The organism is Martinezella sp. CNPSo 3964, assembly GCF_057784375.1.
Genome location: NZ_JBXSOW010000002.1, coordinates 26,367 through 42,872, shown reverse-complemented (window position 1 = coordinate 42,872; position 16,506 = coordinate 26,367). Strand labels below are relative to the sequence as shown.

The window sequence follows — 16,506 nt, the reverse complement described above, 5'->3', positions numbered from 1 at the left end:
TCAAAGATCGCGACCGAAATCCTTCCGGAGTTCGATCTTTGCTTTTTCCAATGTTGCCCGACGGGATTTCGAAAGCTGATTGCCTGCCCGATTGATATAGAAGTTCAACATCGACATGGCGGATTGAAACGGACTGGATTTTCGACGCTTGCTGCTTTCGGCGGATTCCTTGAGTGAATCGGCAATCTTCTTGGCGCTGCGTTCGTTGAATACGCCTTTCTTCAGATCCATGGCGTCGCTGTTCTCAGTGACGTTCTGTGACCATTTCTTCGATTTACCTTTGGGCATTGCTGCGCTCCTCGTTGAATTCGCGGTGTCGCGGGCAACCCGAGACGCTGAGTTTGCCGGTGCTGAATTCCGAACACGCGAGTTGCCTTCATGTTCCAGGTCACGAGCGCGAACATTTCCCCTGAGCAATCTTGAAGAGACGGCGGATGACATTAGTTTCGAGCCAGCACCTGTCGCGCCCGACCGAAACAATAGTTGCCGAGGGAGCTGCCGATTGAGCGAAACCGAACGCGAGCTTCGCTATGCGTCCTGGCACAAGGATGCCGTCATCTACCAACTCCATGTGAAGTCGTTCTTCGACGCCAATGGGGATGGGTTTGGCGATTTCGCCGGATTGACGTTGAAACTGGATTACCTGGTATCGCTTGGTGTCAACACGATCTGGCTTTTGCCGTTCTATCCATCTCCTCGCCGCGACGATGGCTATGACGTGCTCGACTATGAAAGTATCAGCCCGGAATTCGGTACTCTCGACGATTTCAAAAGATTTGTGGATGCCGCCCATGCCCGCAAGCTGCACGTCATTACCGAACTGGTCCTCAACCATACCTCGGATCAGCATCCCTGGTTTCAGCGTGCCAGACATGCAGCAGCCGGGTCGCCGGAACGGGATTTCTACGTCTGGTCCGAGACGGACGACAAGTTCGCGGAAACGCGGATCATTTTCGTCGATAGCGAGCGATCCAACTGGACCTGGGACCCGGCTGCAGGCGCCTATTTCTGGCATCGCTTCTACTCCCATCAGCCGGACTTGAACTATCACAACCCCGCGGTCATCGAAGCGGTTTTGGATATCATGCGCTTCTGGCTCGATCTCGGCGTTGACGGATTTCGCCTTGATGCCGTTCCGTATCTCGTTGAGCGAGACAACACCAATAATGAGAACCTTCCCGAAACGCATAGGCTACTCAAGCGCATCAGAATGACGCTCGAAGTCAGCCATCCCGGCGTCATTCTTCTCGCGGAAGCAAACCAATGGCCGGATCAGGCTCGGGAATATTTTGGGGAAGGGGACGAATGCCACATGGCCTTCCACTTCCCGCTGATGCCGCGGATGTTCATGGCGGTTGCAATGAGAAATTCCGAGCCGATCATCACCATGGTCCGGCAGACCCATGGCATCCCCCCGGATTGCCAGTGGGCCATTTTCCTCCGGAACCATGACGAGTTGACCTTGGAAATGGTCACCGAGGACGAGCGCAATTTTCTATGGAATACCTATGCCGCCGATGAGCGGGCGCGGCTGAATCTCGGCATCAAACGCCGCCTGTCACCGCTGATGGACCAGGATCGGCGCCGCATCGAGCTTCTGCACATGCTGTTGCTTTCCTTGCCTGGCAGCCCGGTGCTCTACTATGGCGACGAGATCGGCATGGGCGACAATGTCGATTTGGGGGATCGAGATGGTGTCCGCACACCGATGCAATGGTCCAGCGGCAAGAACGCCGGATTTTCCAGCGGCGATCCAGCGACCCTTGCGCTGCCACCGATCGAAGATGCCCGGTTCGGCTTACAGGTAATTAACGTCGCTGCACAGGAAGACGATCCACATTCTCTTCTGAATTGGGTCCGTCGCATCCTGGCAATCAGATCGTCACATCCTGCCTTCGCAAGGGGAGCGATTCACTTTGTTGACACCGACAATCCCGCCGTCATCGCATATGTCAGAGAGTATCGCGGGGAAAGCGTTCTTTGCGTCGCGAACTTGTCAAATATTGCTCAGGCCACCATGCTCGGCCTGCGTCAATATGCGGGTAGAAGTCCCAGGGAATTGTTTGGGAAGGCGACATTTCCAGCCGTAGGCAAGCTTGATTATCCGATCATGTTTCAGCCCTACGGATATTTCTGGCTTCAGTTGAAGCCTTGAACAAATAGGCTTCCAGCGACCGAGCTCTGGTCGCTTCAAAAACCTGAACGTAAGTCTCTTTTCTCCTTGCAGTTGTTGCCGATCTTCCTTGGTGCTTCCCTTTGAGCACAAGGCTTTCGCCATCGCCTCAATCAATTTGCCCTTCATAGAGAAGACTGAGAGCCCTCCGTTCTTCCTCAGGCATGTCACGGCTAAAAGAGCCGATGGCGGTTAAGGCGGCAAGCTGATGAAGTTTGACAAAGTCGATCACACCGCTTCGGTAAAGCTTGATAAGCTCCGCCGCAAAGGCTTCACGGTTCACTTCGTTCAGGTTGAACCACGGCTGAGCGATCACGACATCGAAAATTCTTTGTAGACTGTCGATTTCCTCTGGCCGAAGAATGCCTTCGACAAGGTGATGATAGCGGCGCATTTGGTTCCTCCCGCCATAGGCCATGGCAAACGAAAGCCCGGCGATCCCTATCGTCATAGATAGACGCGCTTCGTCGGTGCGAACAAGCACAAGATAGTCGTTCGCGCATATATGATCTATGAGCGGATAGTAGCAGGCTTTTGCTGCTTTGCTGCGCGTGATTTGGACGCCGGCCACGAATTCAGGAAACTACGCGAAAGGGCGCCCATGCTCACGGCGCTCCACAATTGCCAAGTAGTGCAATATCGGCCGATCTTGGGGCCGCCCTCCTTGCCAGAGGTCAAGTTGCCTTTCGGTATGGTCTTCTATCCTCCAAGAGCCGCAAAAGCAGGTTCCCTTTTTTCTGGCGATGAACAAGATCGATATCGCTGACAAGCTTTGCGCCACCTTCACGGCGCTCCAGGGTAATCTTGCGGCTATGGAAAGCTTCCAACTCGGCTCGATGTGCGACGCTGATAATGGTGACCTTGGGCAATTCGCGGATCACCATCTCCATCATCTTGTCCTGGCTCTTCTCATCAAGTGCTGACGTTGCCTCATCTAGCACGATGATATCGGGATCGTGTAGCAGAAGACGCGCAAAGGCGAGCCTCTGCTTTTCGCCGCCCGACAGCGTCTGGTCCCATGGCGCGTCTTCCTCGATCTTATCGTTCAGATAGTCGAGACCGACCTTCTCAACGGCGGACCTGATCTCGTCCACTGTCCAGTCGTCGGCCGCACGCGGATAGGCAACGGCGCGGCGAAGCGTGCCCGACGGTATATAAGGCCGCTGGGGCAGCATGAACAATCGGCTATCGGGATGGACGTCGACGCTGCCATGACCCCACGGCCAGAGACCTGAAATTGCCCGTATCAGCGTGCTTTTGCCCGTGCCGGATTCTCCGGCGACCAAAACACGTTCGCCCGGATCGATCTCTACCTCCGTTTCCTTGACCACGGAGGTGCCGTCGTCGAGCGTTACGGAGAGATCGTTGAGGCGTAGCATCGCTTCGCCTTCGGTTTCACCGTGCTTGATGCGTCCGAGGGAATCGCTCTTTTCAGCGCGCTCCAATCCGTCAAGCGACGTCATGAGTGAGGCGACGCGGTGCGCGGAGGCGTTCCAGTCGGCGAGGCGCGGATAGTTGTCGACCAGCCATCCGAATGCGGTCTGAACGATGGCGAAGGCGGAGGCGGCCTGCATCACCTGACCGAGCGTCATGCTGCCCTCAAGAAACTTCGGCGCGCAAAGCAGGACCGGCACAACGGGTGCGATCAGCATGGACACCTGCGACACAAGGGTCGTGCGCATATATTGGTGGGCGAGCAGCGCCCACTGTTTCAGGACATTGCCGAAGGTCCGCTCGAGGTCATTGCGCTCCTCCTCTTCACCGCCGAGCAATGCGATGCTCTCACCGTTTTCGCGGACATGCGTCAGCGTGTAGCGAAATTCGGCTTCCACCTGGTTCTTGACCTCGGAAACTTCGACGAAATGGCGGCCGATGACAGCCATCGAGGTGGACGTGATGACGGCGTAGAGGACCGCGGTGACGACGAGAAAGCCTGGGATTGTAAAAACTGAACCGGCGATCTGGAAGGTCAGCGCGCCGCCGATGGTCCAAAGCACCACGATGAAGGTCGTAGCTGACACGAAGGCGGAGATAACGCCGGCGATGAAATCGACCGGGGATTCCGTGGCGATCCGTAAATCCTCAGAGAGACGTGCCTCGGGGTTCTTGTGGTCGTCACCGCCGATGAGATTCAGTTGATAATAACGGCCGTTGGCGAGCCATCGGGCGATGAGAGCGGTCGTGAGCCAGAAGCGCCATCGTCTTTGGATCATCATGCGAACGTAGACCTGTATCGTCACGAGCGCGACACTGCCGAGCACCAGCGGTGGGAACACGACACTTAGGAAATAGACCGTATGAGCGTTGCGCTGCTCGATAGCGTCAAAAATCGAGCGGTTCCAGATATTGATACCATACTGGAAGCAGACGTTGAGGCCGATCAACGAAAGCAGTCCGATCGAGCATGGCCAGGCAAGGCGGTCGCCACGACGGCTCCAATAGCCGCGTGCGCTTATCCAGAAACGCGTGAGAAGATAGCTTTTCCGTGCCCGCTCGGTTTCCTCGGGGGTCAAATCCGGGTCGGGTTCGACTATATCTGGCGGCAGCTCGACCTCGGCAGTCGAACTCTTCTCTTGGGGCGACCTCTCTACATCAGCCGACTTGGTATCGTCGGCCAATTTCGGACTGGATTTAGCATCAGTCATAAGCACAAAAACGGGCCAAAATTCAAAAAGTTTCACCGTTCGAATGATGAACGCGTCCTGTCGACAGATTGTGTGATGGTTCAGGGAACCGTCGACCGCAAATAGCGTTTCAAAGTCAGGAGGAATTTGTTATGTGCCCGCAAACGCCGATCACAGGCTCAGTCTTCGCACCCGCGCTTGGGCTACCGAATCCGATACAATACTATCCCGAGCAATCGCCACGTCTTCCGGCTTTAGAAAGCGAAAAGAAGGCGTATGAACAGGGAGTCGAGGCTGGAAAATGCGAAGCGGAAAACAGAAAGAACCCTTATCCCGAGAATAGCGAACAGGCCAAGGCTTACGAGCATGGCTACCTCGACGGTCAGAAAATCCGGTTCGAAGATATATCGTGACGACTAAAGATTGCAGTAGCGGCTTCGGCATTTCTAGCAATGAGTCGATGTATTGGCTGCTCCGCTGCCGGGCTCCCCTATCGTCGAGCACGGTAGCGGGAACATAATACGTATCTCCTTGTTGGATCACCACGCGTCTTGATGACGCCCAACAATTGGAGACCGGTTATGGCAAAGACAGTTGGCGATTTCATTGTACAGCGCCTCTACGATTGGGGTGTGCGATGCATTTTCGGCTACCCCGGAGACGGCATCAATGGTCTCTTCGGTGCACTGAATCGAGCCAACGGAAAAATCGAATTCATCCAGGCCCGCCATGAGGAAATGGCGGCCTTCATGGCATCGGCCTATGCCAAGTTCTCAGGCGAGCTGGGCGTATGCATCGCGACGTCGGGGCCTGGTGCAACTCACCTGGTGACCGGTCTTTATGATGCGCGACTGGATCATCAGCCGGTGTTGGCGCTTGTTGGCCAGCAGGCCCGTCGCGCGATCGGCGGCCACTACCAGCAGGAGGTGGATCTTGCCTCGCTTTTTAAGGACGTCGCAGGCAACTTCGTCCATCAGGCGTCCGCCCCCTCTCAAGTTCGCCATCTGATCGACCGGGCAGCCCGCATTGCCCTTGCAAATAAGACTGTCACCGCCGTCATCTTGCCAAATGATCTACAGGAAATCCCCTATGAGACGCCGCCGCGCAAGCATGGCTCGGTCATGTCAGGCATTGGCTATGTCGCGCCCAGAACTGTGCCGCATGAGATCGATCTGAAGCGCGCCGCGTCGGTGTTGAATGCCGGAAAGAGAGTTGCGATGCTCGTTGGCGCTGGTGCACTCGGTGCCACCGAAGAGGTTGTCGCGGTCGCTGATCGATTGGGGGCAGGGGTGGCAAAAGCGCTGCTCGGCAAAGCTGTCCTGCCGGATGATCTTGCCTGGGTCACAGGCTCAATCGGACTTCTCGGCACCGAACCGTCGTGGGATTTGATGCGGGATTGCGATACGCTGCTGATGATCGGTTCTGGATTTCCCTATTCGGAATTCCTGCCGGAAGAAGGCGATGCACACGGGGTTCAGATCGATATCCGGCCGGACATGCTTTCGCTGCGCTATCCCATGGACGTGAATCTTGTCGGCGATGCGCGGGAAACCTTGCAGGCTCTCCTGCCACTCCTTGAGCAGAAGCAGGATCTTTCATGGCGCAAGGAGATCGAGGAGAGGGTCGGCGAATGGTGGCGGACGCTGGAGGCGAGAGCCCATGTCGAAGCCAATCCCATCAATCCGCAGCGTGTCGTCTGGGAGCTATCGCCTCGACTTCCTGACGAGGTCATCGTCACCAGTGATTCCGGCTCGTGCGCCAACTGGTATGCTCGCGATCTTCGATTGCGACACGGTATGATGGCCTCGCTTTCCGGCGGTCTTGCGTCCATGGGAGCGGCGGTGCCTTACGCGATCGCAGCCAAGGTGGCCCATCCAGATCGTCCAGTGATCGCCCTAGTTGGCGATGGGGCGATGCAGATGAACAATATGGCGGAGTTGATCACCGTAACGAAATACTGGCGGAGCTGGCCTGATCCCCGAATGATCGTCTGCGTCTTCAACAACGAGGATCTCAATCAGGTGACATGGGAGCAACGCGTCATGGAAGGCGATCCTAAATTCGAAGCATCGCAGCGTATTCCCGATGTTCCCTATCATCGCTTTGCCGATATGATCGGGCTGCATGGCATATTTGTCGATCGACCAGAGGCGTTGGGGCCAGCCTGGGACGAGGCGCTTGCTTCGGAGCTGCCCGTCGTGCTCGAGGTCAAAACCGATCCGGAGGTGCCGCCGATGCCGCCGCATATCACCTTCGAGCAGATGCGCAATCTGAGTGCTGCCTTGTTGAAAGGAGACCCCGAGGAGAGCGGTGTCGTCAAAGGTACTTTGAGGCAAGCGCTCAGCGCCTTCCTTCCGGGGCGCCGATAGTTATTGAGCAATCGACGAGCCGGAAAGGACCCTGCTCGGAACCGCAGCAGGGTTGGGTCTCAAACTGAAGGTTGTCGGTTGCGCGCAGTGGGCTTTTTTGCGTCCAGGGAACCCGCTTGATCAATCGGCGTTATTCGAGCATGAACCGGATGCTCTCCAAAGTCGGTGTTGCTGCGGCGGCGGCGGAAGCGAAGCTCACGTCCGCTTTGATTTACATTCCCGGCCTTGACGTGGGCATTACCCGAAAGCCGGGAAAGCATGGATTTCTCTACTATTCGCCTGGCGGTCGCCGGATTGTAAGCCGGTCCGAGGTCGCGCGCCTAGACGCACTGGCGATACCTCCCGCCTATACGAACGTCGTGATCTCCACGAATCCTCTGTCTCATCTTCAGGCTGTTGGAACAGATGCGCGTGGTCGCAAACAATATCGCTATCATCCGGATTGGCAGTCCGAACGAGATCGTGCGAAGTTCGACCGTCTCGTGGATTTCGCGGACTGCCTTCCGGATCTCCGGCAGCGGGTGGACGGAGATCTGCACTCCCGAGGCCTGACCATGGAAAAAGCTCTGGCGACCGTCGTCTGGATGCTGGACAATCTTTACATTCGGGTCGGCAATACGGCATACGCCAAAGCAAACCGATCATACGGGCTCACCACACTCAAAAGCCGGCATGTGCAGGTGGAAGGTTCAGCAGTCAAATTTCGCTTCAAAGGCAAGTCCGGCAAGGAATGGAATCTGATCCACTACGACCGCCGCATCGCCAATGTCGTGCGATGCCTGCAGGAACTGCCGGGACAGCAGCTCTTCAAATATGTCTGCGATGAAAACGACTGCCGTCAGATCTCGTCTCAGGACGTGAACGCCTACATCCAGGAGACGGTCGAGAATGATTTCAGCTCGCGCCAGTTTAGGACCTGGGGCGCGACCTGCATGGCTGTTGCGTTTTTGGCTCCGCTCGACGTCGAGGCATCCGAACGGGCGATCGCGCGCCAGATCAACGAGGCGGTCGATGCGGTGGCTTCAAGACTCGTCAATACCCGTTCCGTCTGCAGGTCCTCCTATATCCATCCGGCGGTCTTCGAAGATTTCAGGGCGGGTGTCCTTGGCGATGTCCTCAAGTTTAGGACAAGGAGCAAACGGCTTCTGCAGTGGATGGATTTGGAGGAAATTCAGGTTTATCGATGGCTCAAGAGGCGGACGGTAGACCGCGTCCTTCCGCAAAGTTAAACGACACCTGCCAATCAGAGGGCTTGGCAGGTGTCGCCTGGTCGCCGACGGAGGCGCTATCGGCGACATCAAGGATGCGTGGCGATCAGGCAAGCATTCGAACATGGGGCTCGCGGTCCCAATATCGCTTGGAAGCCGCCCCGATGAAGGCGCCGAGATCCACGACGCCGGCATCAGGGTGAATGCCGGCCTTGTCGAGCAGCGGTTTCGCAGCCGCGTCATGGCCAATCGCCTTCAAGTGCCCGAATGCGTCCATCACCCATTGTATGGCCGCTCCCTCGTTCATCAAGGACGTTGCTCCCTCCCTGGAAAGGATGACGGCGACGGCGTCGAAAAGTTGAGACGGCGAACCAAGGAGCTGTCCGTCGGCGCGGATCGTATTGCCGTCGGAAAGTTTCGTCTCCCCGATCTTCGGAGCCACGATGAAGGGCTTTGCCTTGGCATCGTTCAGGGCCTCGACGAGATCGGAGATCGCCTTGGCATCGCTTCCCGCAGCGATCAGGATTCCTATCTGGCGCCCCTCCAACGTCTCCTTCATGTTCCTGTGGATGGAGAGCGCTGTAGATGCGTCGAGTTCGATTGGTTCGCGCGCCGGCGAGTTCTTGGTGGGCCCGACAAGTCCGAGCCCCGCGGCAACGCGACTGGCGAGGCCGGCATCGACATTCATCAGGTTCCCGACCATGCGCGGCGGCACATGCTGCAATTGCACCTTCGACAATTCGAAGACGAAGGCCGATGCGATATGAGCCTGTTCCGACGGCGTCTGTGACTTCCAGAAAAGACGCGCCTGGCTGTAATGGTCGGCGAAGAGTTCGGCGCGGACGCGCAGCTTGTTGCCTGCTTCATCTTCAACCGCCCGGTGTTCATAGGTACTAAAACCCGTCACCGGACATTCGCGCGGTCCGCCCGTTTCACCGTTCTCGCCGAGGCTGTTCGGTTCGTAATTGGCGCGGCCTTTCGGGACCTGCATTTGCATCTGCCCATCGCGCTGGAAGTTCATGACAGGACATTTCGGTGCATTGATCGGCAACTGATGGAAATTGGCTGTCCCGAGACGGGATTTCTGTGTGTCGAGGTAGCTGAACAGGCGCCCTTGGAGGAGGGGATCGTTGGTGAAATCGACGCCTGGCACAATGTTGGCCGGGCAGAATGCCACCTGTTCGGTCTCGGCAAAGAAATTGTCCGGGTTGCGATCAAGGACGAGGCGCCCGACCATCCTCAGCGGTAGAACTTCTTCGGGAATGATCTTGGTGGGATCCAGAACATCGTAGGGAAGGCTTTCGGCGAAGGCTTCGTCGAATAGCTGCAGACCCAATTCCCATTCCGGGAAATGCCCGGCGGCGATCGCCTCGAAGAGATCGCGACGGTGATAGTCGTTGTCGGCTGCCTGCAGCTTCAGCGCCTCGTCCCAGACCAGCGATTGAATCCCGAGTTTCGGTCTCCAGTGAAACTTTACAAATGTCGATTTGCCCGCATCGTTCACGAAGCGGAAGGTGTGAACGCCGAATCCTTGCATCATGCGCAGCGAGCGAGGAATGGCGCGATCCGACATCGCCCACATCAGCATATGCGTGGATTCCGGCATCAGCGATGCCCAATCCCAGAAAGTGTCATGAGCGGAAGCGGCTTGCGGATAAGCTCTGTCCGCTTCCATCTTCACGGCATGAACAAGGTCTGGAAACTTCATAGCATCTTGAATGAAGAACACGGGGATATTGTTGCCGACCAGGTCCCAATTGCCTTGCTTGGTATAGAACTTCACGGCAAAGCCACGGACATCGCGCGGTGTGTCCACCGAGCCCGCGCCGCCGGCGACGGTGGAGAAGCGGACGAAAACTGGCGTTCTTTCGCCTTTCCGCTGAAAAAGATCGGCGCTCGTGATATCCGAAAGCGGCTCATGGAGCTCAAAGAAGCCATGCGCGGCCGAACCGCGAGCATGCACGATCCTTTCGGGAATGCGCTCGTGGTCGAAATGGAAGATCTTTTCACGCAGGACAAAGTCTTCAAGCAGCGTCGGGCCGCGCACTCCTGATTTCAGGCTGTTCTGATTGTCCGAAACCCGGATGCCCTGATTGGTCGTCAGGTGCTCCGCGCCGTCGTGAGGACCGCTTTCGGGGATGTGCTGATGTGTCTCTCCGCCGCTGCCGCGTGACGTTTCAAAGCTCTCTTCCGTCGCCATGATATCCTCCTTCTGCCGCCGGTACCGCTGACCGAACCTCTCCCGGTCCGGAATGTTCCTGCTGCCTGGAGGCTAACGGCCGTCAATTTCAAAGCTTGATCAGTGCGATGCCGAGATCCCTTTGGTGCCGACGATGCAGCTCTGCCGGCGTTTCGACGATGGTTGCTTCCAAGGTCGGATGGACGATGCCTTCGAGGAAGTGGCCGCCGCGTGTCGAGCCATCCTTGAGGCCCAGGACAGCATGGAGGTGGAGACTCGCCTTGCCATCGTCGCCCATCGCAATGTCACCGATCAGGCTCAGCACTTCGCATTGCTCCGCAACCGGGATGTTGCGGTAGCTGCGACCGGCAAAATCGAACCAGCCGACGGTCGCGCTTTCAAATGCACCGATTGCGGTGATCGAGGCTGCGGTCAAACGCTGTTCGGTTGCGAATGCGGCAAGCGTGGAGAATGCCTCCTCATTCGTGTCGAGAACGACGACATAGGTCTTTTGCCCGTTTTGAAGTTCGATTTTCTTATGATGCATGGCATCGCCTCCATGTTGGCTGTCGCGATCTGTGCGTGCCGAGGCTGCTCCTGCCGTTGACGGCAGCCCCGGCACAGTCACTTGTCGGCCTTGAGGCGCATCGGCGTATCCTGTGGATGACGGCCGATCCGGACCCTCACTAGGTCGACGGGTTGAAACAACGACGCGGCTTGAAGGTTCCGCTGTTGGGTGCCTTCTTGGTGGAGAATTCCACTTTGCGACGGGAACCGCGGAGCCTTGCAAAGGTTAGAGGACAAACATCCGAGCGATATGACCCGACAAGGAGGACGCATATGTCAACGCATCCGAAACCGCCATTTTCATCACAGCAGCAGCCCATGCCAGGCTATACCGCTGCCATGCACCCGACGCCCGATCACGGCGAGAGGACGTATCGCGGATCGGGCAGGCTCGCTGGCAAGAAGGCTGTCATCACCGGTGGCGACAGCGGCATCGGCCGCGCGGTCGCGATCGCCTTCGCGCGCGAGGGCGCCGATATTCTGATCGCTTATCTGAGCGAGGACGACGATGCTCACGAGACCGGAAAATGGGTCGAGGATGCTGGCCGCAAGGCGGTTTTGGTGGCCGGCGATATTCAGGAACCCGATCATTGTCGAGACATCATCGAGAAGGCGGTGACTGAGCTTGGAGGGATCGATATCCTTGTCAACAATGCCGCGCATCAGGCGACATTTCACGATATTGGCGATATCACCGACGAGGAGTGGGAACTGACGTTCAGGGTGAATATCCATGCTATGTTCTATCTGAGCAAGGCCGCCGTGCCGCACATGAAGCCGGGCAGCGCGATCATCAATACAGCGTCAATCAACTCTGATACTCCGAACCCGACTTTGCTCGCCTATGCCACCACGAAAGGGGCTATCCAGAATTTCACCGCTGGGCTGGCACAGTTGCTCGCGGAAAAGCACATTCGCGCCAATGCCGTCGCGCCCGGACCTATCTGGACGCCACTGATCCCGTCCACGATGACGCCAGAGGCGGTCGAGAATTTCGGAAAACAGGTGCCGATGAAGCGACCAGGTCAACCGGCTGAACTGGCGACGACCTATGTCATGCTCGCCGATCCACTCTCCAGCTATGTTTCCGGCGCCACCATCGCCGTCACCGGAGGCAAGCCTATCCTTTGATTTCGGTGAAGGTGCTCATTCCAGGAACATTCCGGGCGAGAAGCGGTTCGATCTTATCGATTCGCTGATGACGTAGATCATCCACAGCTTCCAGCGAAAAGATGACAGGAGAAAATAATGAACAGCAGACCACCACCGGTTCCCGAGGAAAATCGAAGCGATAAGGGGGTTGGCGATCACGCCAAACCATCGATATCCGATCCCCATAAGCCTGACACGTCCGTCGATCCCGACAAGAAGGGTCAGCAGGGAAATAGCAGGATCAACACCAGTCACCAGGGCCATCAGCAGGATCGATAGGGAGGTGCCAATGTCCACATCAACCAAAACACCGGCCAGCATTCGCCAGGGCGGTCCGGGAGCATCGCACGAAAACGCCAAGGCGCTCTTGAATATTCCAAAGCCGCCGGCCGAGCCAGACAAGCGAGACCGCAGCAAGGTTTCGGGTGGAGGCGGCGAACGGGATCGCCATCACAGCCACGATCCCAAGCGCAAAGGTGGCAAGTAGGCGAGCTAGCGCTGTACTTCGGCTCACTCGAAAGCTGTGCGAAAGGCTTGATGTCTCAATTCAGCCCAGGCCAGCTTGAATCGGTCGCCCGTCGGCTTCCTCCTCGGGAGTTTGAGTTCAGGATTCGCCGTGTCCTCCAACGTTCGAGGTGTTCGCTCGGAATAAAACATATCGATAAATGATTGGCGAGCGCTCCTCGCAGGAATAAATATTGGAGACAGCGACATGGTCGATCAAGAACTTCGGGCTATACATCCACATCGCCCCATTCACTCGCTCTTCATTCCAATTCCAATGGTTTGCTTCCTTGCTACATTGGCAACGGACCTGGCTTACTGGGGGACGGCTGAAATCATGTGGGCTGATGCCTCCGCATGGCTGCTTGCAGTTGGCTTGCTGTTCGGTTTGTTTGCCGTAATTGCAATGGTCATCGATGCGCTCGGCCGGCGACTTTCCTCAATGCATGGGCCAGTCGGGCTATATTCGATCTGCAACGCTCTTGTCCTTGTCCTGTCGTTCTTCAACGCGCTGGTTCACAGCAGGGATGCATGGACTTCCGTCGTTCCGAGCGGCCTCATTCTTTCATCCGTGGTGGTCGTGCTCGTCCTTTTCAGCGGCTGGATAAGGCAGGCATTGATTTACCAACGAGGTCCAGGGGTTGAAAGATGAACATCAGGACAGGTAAACCAACTGGCCACCTCTACTTTTCTGCACTTGTCTGCGGCACAATCCTCACGCTTTCTGGCTGCAGTCAGAACGAACAAGATCCGAAGGATCAGGTCGGACCAAATCCAACACTGCCGGCCCAGACACAATATCTCATTCCGCCAATGCACGTCGCCAAGGTGATCGGTTGGCAAAACGGTGAAAAGCCGCAGGTAGCGAAAGGGCTGCAGATCAAGGTTCTCGCGACCGGGTTGAAGCATCCGCGTTCGGTTTATGTGCTGCCGAATGGCGATGTTCTTGCTGTGGAATCTGTAGCGCCGCCCGCGGCATCGATCAAACGGCCCAAGGATCTGATCATGGGCTGGATCGAGTCAATGGCGACATCTGCCGGCAACAACGAAGGAAGCAATCGCATAACCCTGTTGCGCGATGCTGACGGGGATGGGGTTGCCGAAACGAAGAGTATTTTTCTCGACCATCTCGACTCTCCCTTCGGCGTCGCTCTTGTCGGTAGCGACCTCTATGTCGCGGAGACGGACAAGGTCATGCGTTATCCATACAAGACAGGGGAGACGAGCATCCCCGATCCGGGAACGAAACTTACCGATTTGCCCGGCGGTCCGATCGATCACCATTGGACCAAGAGCCTTGTAGCGAGCCCAGATGGGTCGCTGCTTTATGTCGGTGTCGGATCGAACAGCAATATCACGGAAAACGGCATACAGGCTGAAATGGACCGGGCCTCCATCTGGGAGGTCGATAGGGGAACGGGCCGCCATCGCATCTTCGCAGATGGATTGAGAAACCCGAATGGTCTTTCCTGGGAGCCGCAGACGCACGCCCTCTGGGCAGTCGTCAACGAGCGCGATGAACTCGGTCCCAATCTCGTGCCGGACTATATGACTTCGGTGAAGGAGGGCGGCTTCTACGGTTGGCCGTACAGCTATTTTGGCAAGAACGTCGATCCGAGGGTCATGCCACAAAGGCCGGATTTGGTTGCGAAGGCGATCGTTCCGGATTACGCGCTGAGTTCGCATGTCGCGCCTTTGGGTATGGCCTTCTATACCGGTGGCAGTTTGCCAGACACCTACCGCGGCGGTGCTTTCGTTGGCGAGCATGGGAGCTGGAATCGCCATCAGTTCAACGGTTACAAGGTCATTTTCGTACCATTCGCAGAGGGTCGACCAAAAGGCCTTCCGCAGGACGTCGTGACCGGTTTTTTGAATGCAGACAACGAGGCGAGGGGGCGGCCGGTAGGCCTAGCGGTTGACAAAGCCGGCGCTCTGCTAATTGCCGACGACGTCGGGAACACGGTTTGGCGCGTTACCGCGGCAGCGCCGTGAAACCGATCACCGGCGATGCCGGAAATGCAGGCCTCGCTTGCGTTTCGCGGTGTCCGTAGGCCGTTGCCGAACAGCAATCGGCGGCTGGATGTGCAGTCTGACCGACTTATCAGCGTCCCTCGCGCACCATCCTCTTCCGCATGGCTTTGCGATGTCTGCTGACAGCTTGCGCCTTTTCCCGAATACGTCGTTCCGACGGTTTTTCGTAGGCGCGTCGTTCCTTCATTTCCCGGAACAGGCCCTCGCGCTGCATCTTTCGTTTCAGCACCTTGAGCGCCTGCTCTACATTATTGTCTCTTACGAGAACCTGCATCTTGTTCTCCTTGTTATCGCCAGTGGTAAGTGGGAGGCCGTCAACCGAGTTGCTTGGCAATCAATTTTTGAAGCTCGCTGCGGGTCAGCAAACAGGGGTAGGGCTTCCAGTTTTTGTCGTCGGCTCTCTTGTCAACCTCACCGAATTCACGCGGTTTCGCTGCCGCGTCTGCGGCAATTACGTTTGATTTGTTCAATAAAATCTCCTCAGCCGGCCATGAGGCCAGCCCTTAAGTCAATGGATGGTGGAAACGCCCGTCACTTTATCGAACGGAGGGCAAAGAACGGACCCTTAAGGGAACCAGGGCGATTGAGGACTGGTCGGCCATTGCAGCGCAGTGGCGCAGCGGAATCGCAATTCTCTTGGCAGTAGATGGGGACTGAATGGCGACGTTACAAGGACGAACTAATTTGCGAGCTTCCAGGACATGCCAGGCCGCATGTCACACATCCGGCGGAATATGGGAATCGACACTGATCGTCTTCAGATTATTGTGAATCTTGACGACACCAGGCGTAGACAGTCCGAGAGCTTCCACCTGTTCGGCAACCGCCTGCGTTTCGACGTCGCCTTCCAACGTTACGATGCCGTTGTCTGCATGAACCTCAATGCTGTCTGCATCGATGTCTTCGCTCTCAATGAGGCGTTCGGTAATCGTCGCTTCCAGTTCATCGTCATCGATGCGGCTGGGTGGAAGTGGCCCAATCGTGTGGGCCGTGTCTTCCTCGAGTCCGTCCGCATCTGCGGTATCCCCAATCACGCCCGAATTAGGTTCCTCGTCAAAATTTGCCGGGGTGGCGCCATATTCCCGATTTTCCGGATCGGGCGAACTCAAACCGCTCTCATCCGAATACGGCCAGCCATCGCGATTGTCGCGATCCTGATAGTCGCGATAATCCTCTTCTCGTGGCAGGATTTTGGATTTGCGAGGCTGCGTCATGGCCAATCTCCTTTTCTCCCAACTCAATAAACCGGATAGCTCGGATTTAGTGGTGCTTGAAATACTGCACTTCGCGCTCGTGCTTCTCGGCCGCCTGGCGGCTCTTGAAGGTTCCGAGGTTTCTGCGCTTGTGCGTCTTGGGATCGACCTTGCGTGAGTAAAGACGATATTCACCCGATTTTAGTTTGCGGATCATGGCAGCTTCTCCTTCTACGGATATAACTTCCAGGAGTGGCTCAGGTTCCGAGCGAGTTGGCGTCAACCGGTTGTGGGTGCGGCGATACAAATTCACTTCTTGGGGAATGCGAATATTGACAAAACTACTCGAAGCATAGCTAGGTTACTCTACCTAGGGGAGAAATTATGACTTTTACTTTTGATCTTTCAAATTTTCTTGCGGGCTTAATTGCGGGTGGTGCGGCGAGTGCACTCATCACATTCCAGCTTACAAAGAACTTGCGGTCAGGCACGAACGGAAACTCGGT

The 16,506-nt window shown here is 56.6% G+C and carries 16 protein-coding genes and 2 pseudogenes; 9 read left to right on the top strand and 9 right to left on the bottom strand.

Translation table 11 applies throughout. The features are described from left to right. Positions 1 to 288: a DUF3175 domain-containing protein gene (locus tag AC13Q5_RS06805; RefSeq protein WP_488501212.1), complete on the bottom strand. Its 288-nt coding sequence runs from the start codon at positions 286 to 288 to the stop codon at positions 1 to 3. A 214-nt stretch (positions 289 to 502) separates the two neighbouring features. Between AC13Q5_RS06805 and treS the strand changes: the two are divergent. Beyond that, positions 503 to 2,149: pseudogene (gene treS / locus AC13Q5_RS06800) on the top strand (maltose alpha-D-glucosyltransferase); the annotation flags it as partial. Between the two features lie 133 nt (positions 2,150 to 2,282). Here the strand turns inward: treS and AC13Q5_RS06795 are convergent. Together AC13Q5_RS06795 and AC13Q5_RS06790 are read right to left on the bottom strand one after the other, a co-directional pair. Next, positions 2,283 to 2,567, bottom strand: coding sequence for a hypothetical protein (locus AC13Q5_RS06795; RefSeq protein WP_488501211.1), 285 nt, complete (start codon positions 2,565 to 2,567; stop codon positions 2,283 to 2,285). A gap of 263 nt (positions 2,568 to 2,830) precedes the next feature. Further along, positions 2,831 to 4,818: pseudogene (locus AC13Q5_RS06790) on the bottom strand (ABC transporter ATP-binding protein/permease); the annotation flags it as partial. Positions 4,819 to 4,949: 131 nt separating this feature from the next. On the opposite strand from AC13Q5_RS06790, the gene AC13Q5_RS06785 reads away from it, so the two are divergent. The 3 genes from AC13Q5_RS06785 to AC13Q5_RS06775 all read left to right on the top strand — a co-directional run bounded on the left by AC13Q5_RS06785 (position 4,950) and on the right by AC13Q5_RS06775 (position 8,395). After that, positions 4,950 to 5,210 (top strand): hypothetical protein, encoded by a 261-nt coding sequence (locus AC13Q5_RS06785; RefSeq protein ID WP_488501210.1) that lies wholly within the window; start codon positions 4,950 to 4,952, stop codon positions 5,208 to 5,210. Between the two features lie 168 nt (positions 5,211 to 5,378). After that, positions 5,379 to 7,166, top strand: coding sequence for a thiamine pyrophosphate-requiring protein (locus AC13Q5_RS06780; protein ID WP_488501209.1), 1,788 nt, complete (start codon positions 5,379 to 5,381; stop codon positions 7,164 to 7,166). A 140-nt stretch (positions 7,167 to 7,306) separates the two neighbouring features. After that, entirely contained in the window at positions 7,307 to 8,395 is a 1,089-nt protein-coding gene (locus AC13Q5_RS06775) for a DNA topoisomerase IB (protein WP_488501208.1), read from the top strand. 85 nt (positions 8,396 to 8,480) lie between these two features. Here AC13Q5_RS06775 and AC13Q5_RS06770 read toward each other — a convergent pair whose 3' ends face one another. Then, positions 8,481 to 10,574, bottom strand: coding sequence for a catalase (locus tag AC13Q5_RS06770; protein WP_488501207.1), 2,094 nt, complete (start codon positions 10,572 to 10,574; stop codon positions 8,481 to 8,483). 88 nt (positions 10,575 to 10,662) lie between these two features. Further along, positions 10,663 to 11,100, bottom strand: a complete 438-nt coding sequence (locus AC13Q5_RS06765) for a PPC domain-containing DNA-binding protein (protein WP_488501206.1) — start codon at positions 11,098 to 11,100, stop codon at positions 10,663 to 10,665. A 293-nt stretch (positions 11,101 to 11,393) separates the two neighbouring features. Between AC13Q5_RS06765 and AC13Q5_RS06760 the strand changes: the two genes are divergently transcribed. The 5 genes from AC13Q5_RS06760 to AC13Q5_RS06740 all read left to right on the top strand — a co-directional run bounded on the left by AC13Q5_RS06760 (position 11,394) and on the right by AC13Q5_RS06740 (position 14,768). Further along, positions 11,394 to 12,251, top strand: a complete 858-nt coding sequence (locus tag AC13Q5_RS06760; RefSeq protein WP_488501205.1) for an SDR family oxidoreductase — start codon at positions 11,394 to 11,396, stop codon at positions 12,249 to 12,251. A gap of 117 nt (positions 12,252 to 12,368) precedes the next feature. Continuing rightward, positions 12,369 to 12,551 carry a hypothetical protein gene (locus tag AC13Q5_RS06755; protein WP_488501204.1) on the top strand — a complete coding sequence of 61 codons (183 nt, stop codon included), beginning with the start codon at positions 12,369 to 12,371 and terminating at the stop codon, positions 12,549 to 12,551. Between the two features lie 10 nt (positions 12,552 to 12,561). Further along, positions 12,562 to 12,759, top strand: a complete 198-nt coding sequence (locus AC13Q5_RS06750) for a hypothetical protein (protein ID WP_488501203.1) — start codon at positions 12,562 to 12,564, stop codon at positions 12,757 to 12,759. A 225-nt stretch (positions 12,760 to 12,984) separates the two neighbouring features. Beyond that, positions 12,985 to 13,428, top strand: a complete 444-nt coding sequence (locus AC13Q5_RS06745) for a DUF2231 domain-containing protein (RefSeq protein ID WP_488501202.1) — start codon at positions 12,985 to 12,987, stop codon at positions 13,426 to 13,428. Beyond that, positions 13,425 to 14,768 (top strand): PQQ-dependent sugar dehydrogenase, encoded by a 1,344-nt coding sequence (locus tag AC13Q5_RS06740; protein WP_488501201.1) that lies wholly within the window; start codon positions 13,425 to 13,427, stop codon positions 14,766 to 14,768. The genes AC13Q5_RS06745 and AC13Q5_RS06740 overlap by 4 nt, the downstream gene beginning before the upstream one ends. A gap of 109 nt (positions 14,769 to 14,877) precedes the next feature. Here AC13Q5_RS06740 and rpsU read toward each other — a convergent pair whose 3' ends face one another. The 4 genes from rpsU to AC13Q5_RS06720 form a co-directional block, all read right to left on the bottom strand. Next, positions 14,878 to 15,081 carry a 30S ribosomal protein S21 gene (gene rpsU / locus AC13Q5_RS06735; protein ID WP_488501200.1) on the bottom strand — a complete coding sequence of 68 codons (204 nt, stop codon included), beginning with the start codon at positions 15,079 to 15,081 and terminating at the stop codon, positions 14,878 to 14,880. Between the two features lie 40 nt (positions 15,082 to 15,121). Beyond that, positions 15,122 to 15,277 (bottom strand): hypothetical protein, encoded by a 156-nt coding sequence (locus AC13Q5_RS06730; RefSeq protein WP_488501199.1) that lies wholly within the window; start codon positions 15,275 to 15,277, stop codon positions 15,122 to 15,124. A gap of 246 nt (positions 15,278 to 15,523) precedes the next feature. Then, positions 15,524 to 16,021 (bottom strand): BON domain-containing protein, encoded by a 498-nt coding sequence (locus AC13Q5_RS06725; RefSeq protein WP_488501622.1) that lies wholly within the window; start codon positions 16,019 to 16,021, stop codon positions 15,524 to 15,526. A 46-nt stretch (positions 16,022 to 16,067) separates the two neighbouring features. After that, complete coding sequence (locus AC13Q5_RS06720) at positions 16,068 to 16,217, bottom strand: hypothetical protein (RefSeq protein WP_488501198.1); 150 nt, start codon at positions 16,215 to 16,217, stop codon at positions 16,068 to 16,070. Positions 16,218 to 16,506: the final 289 nt, after the last annotated feature.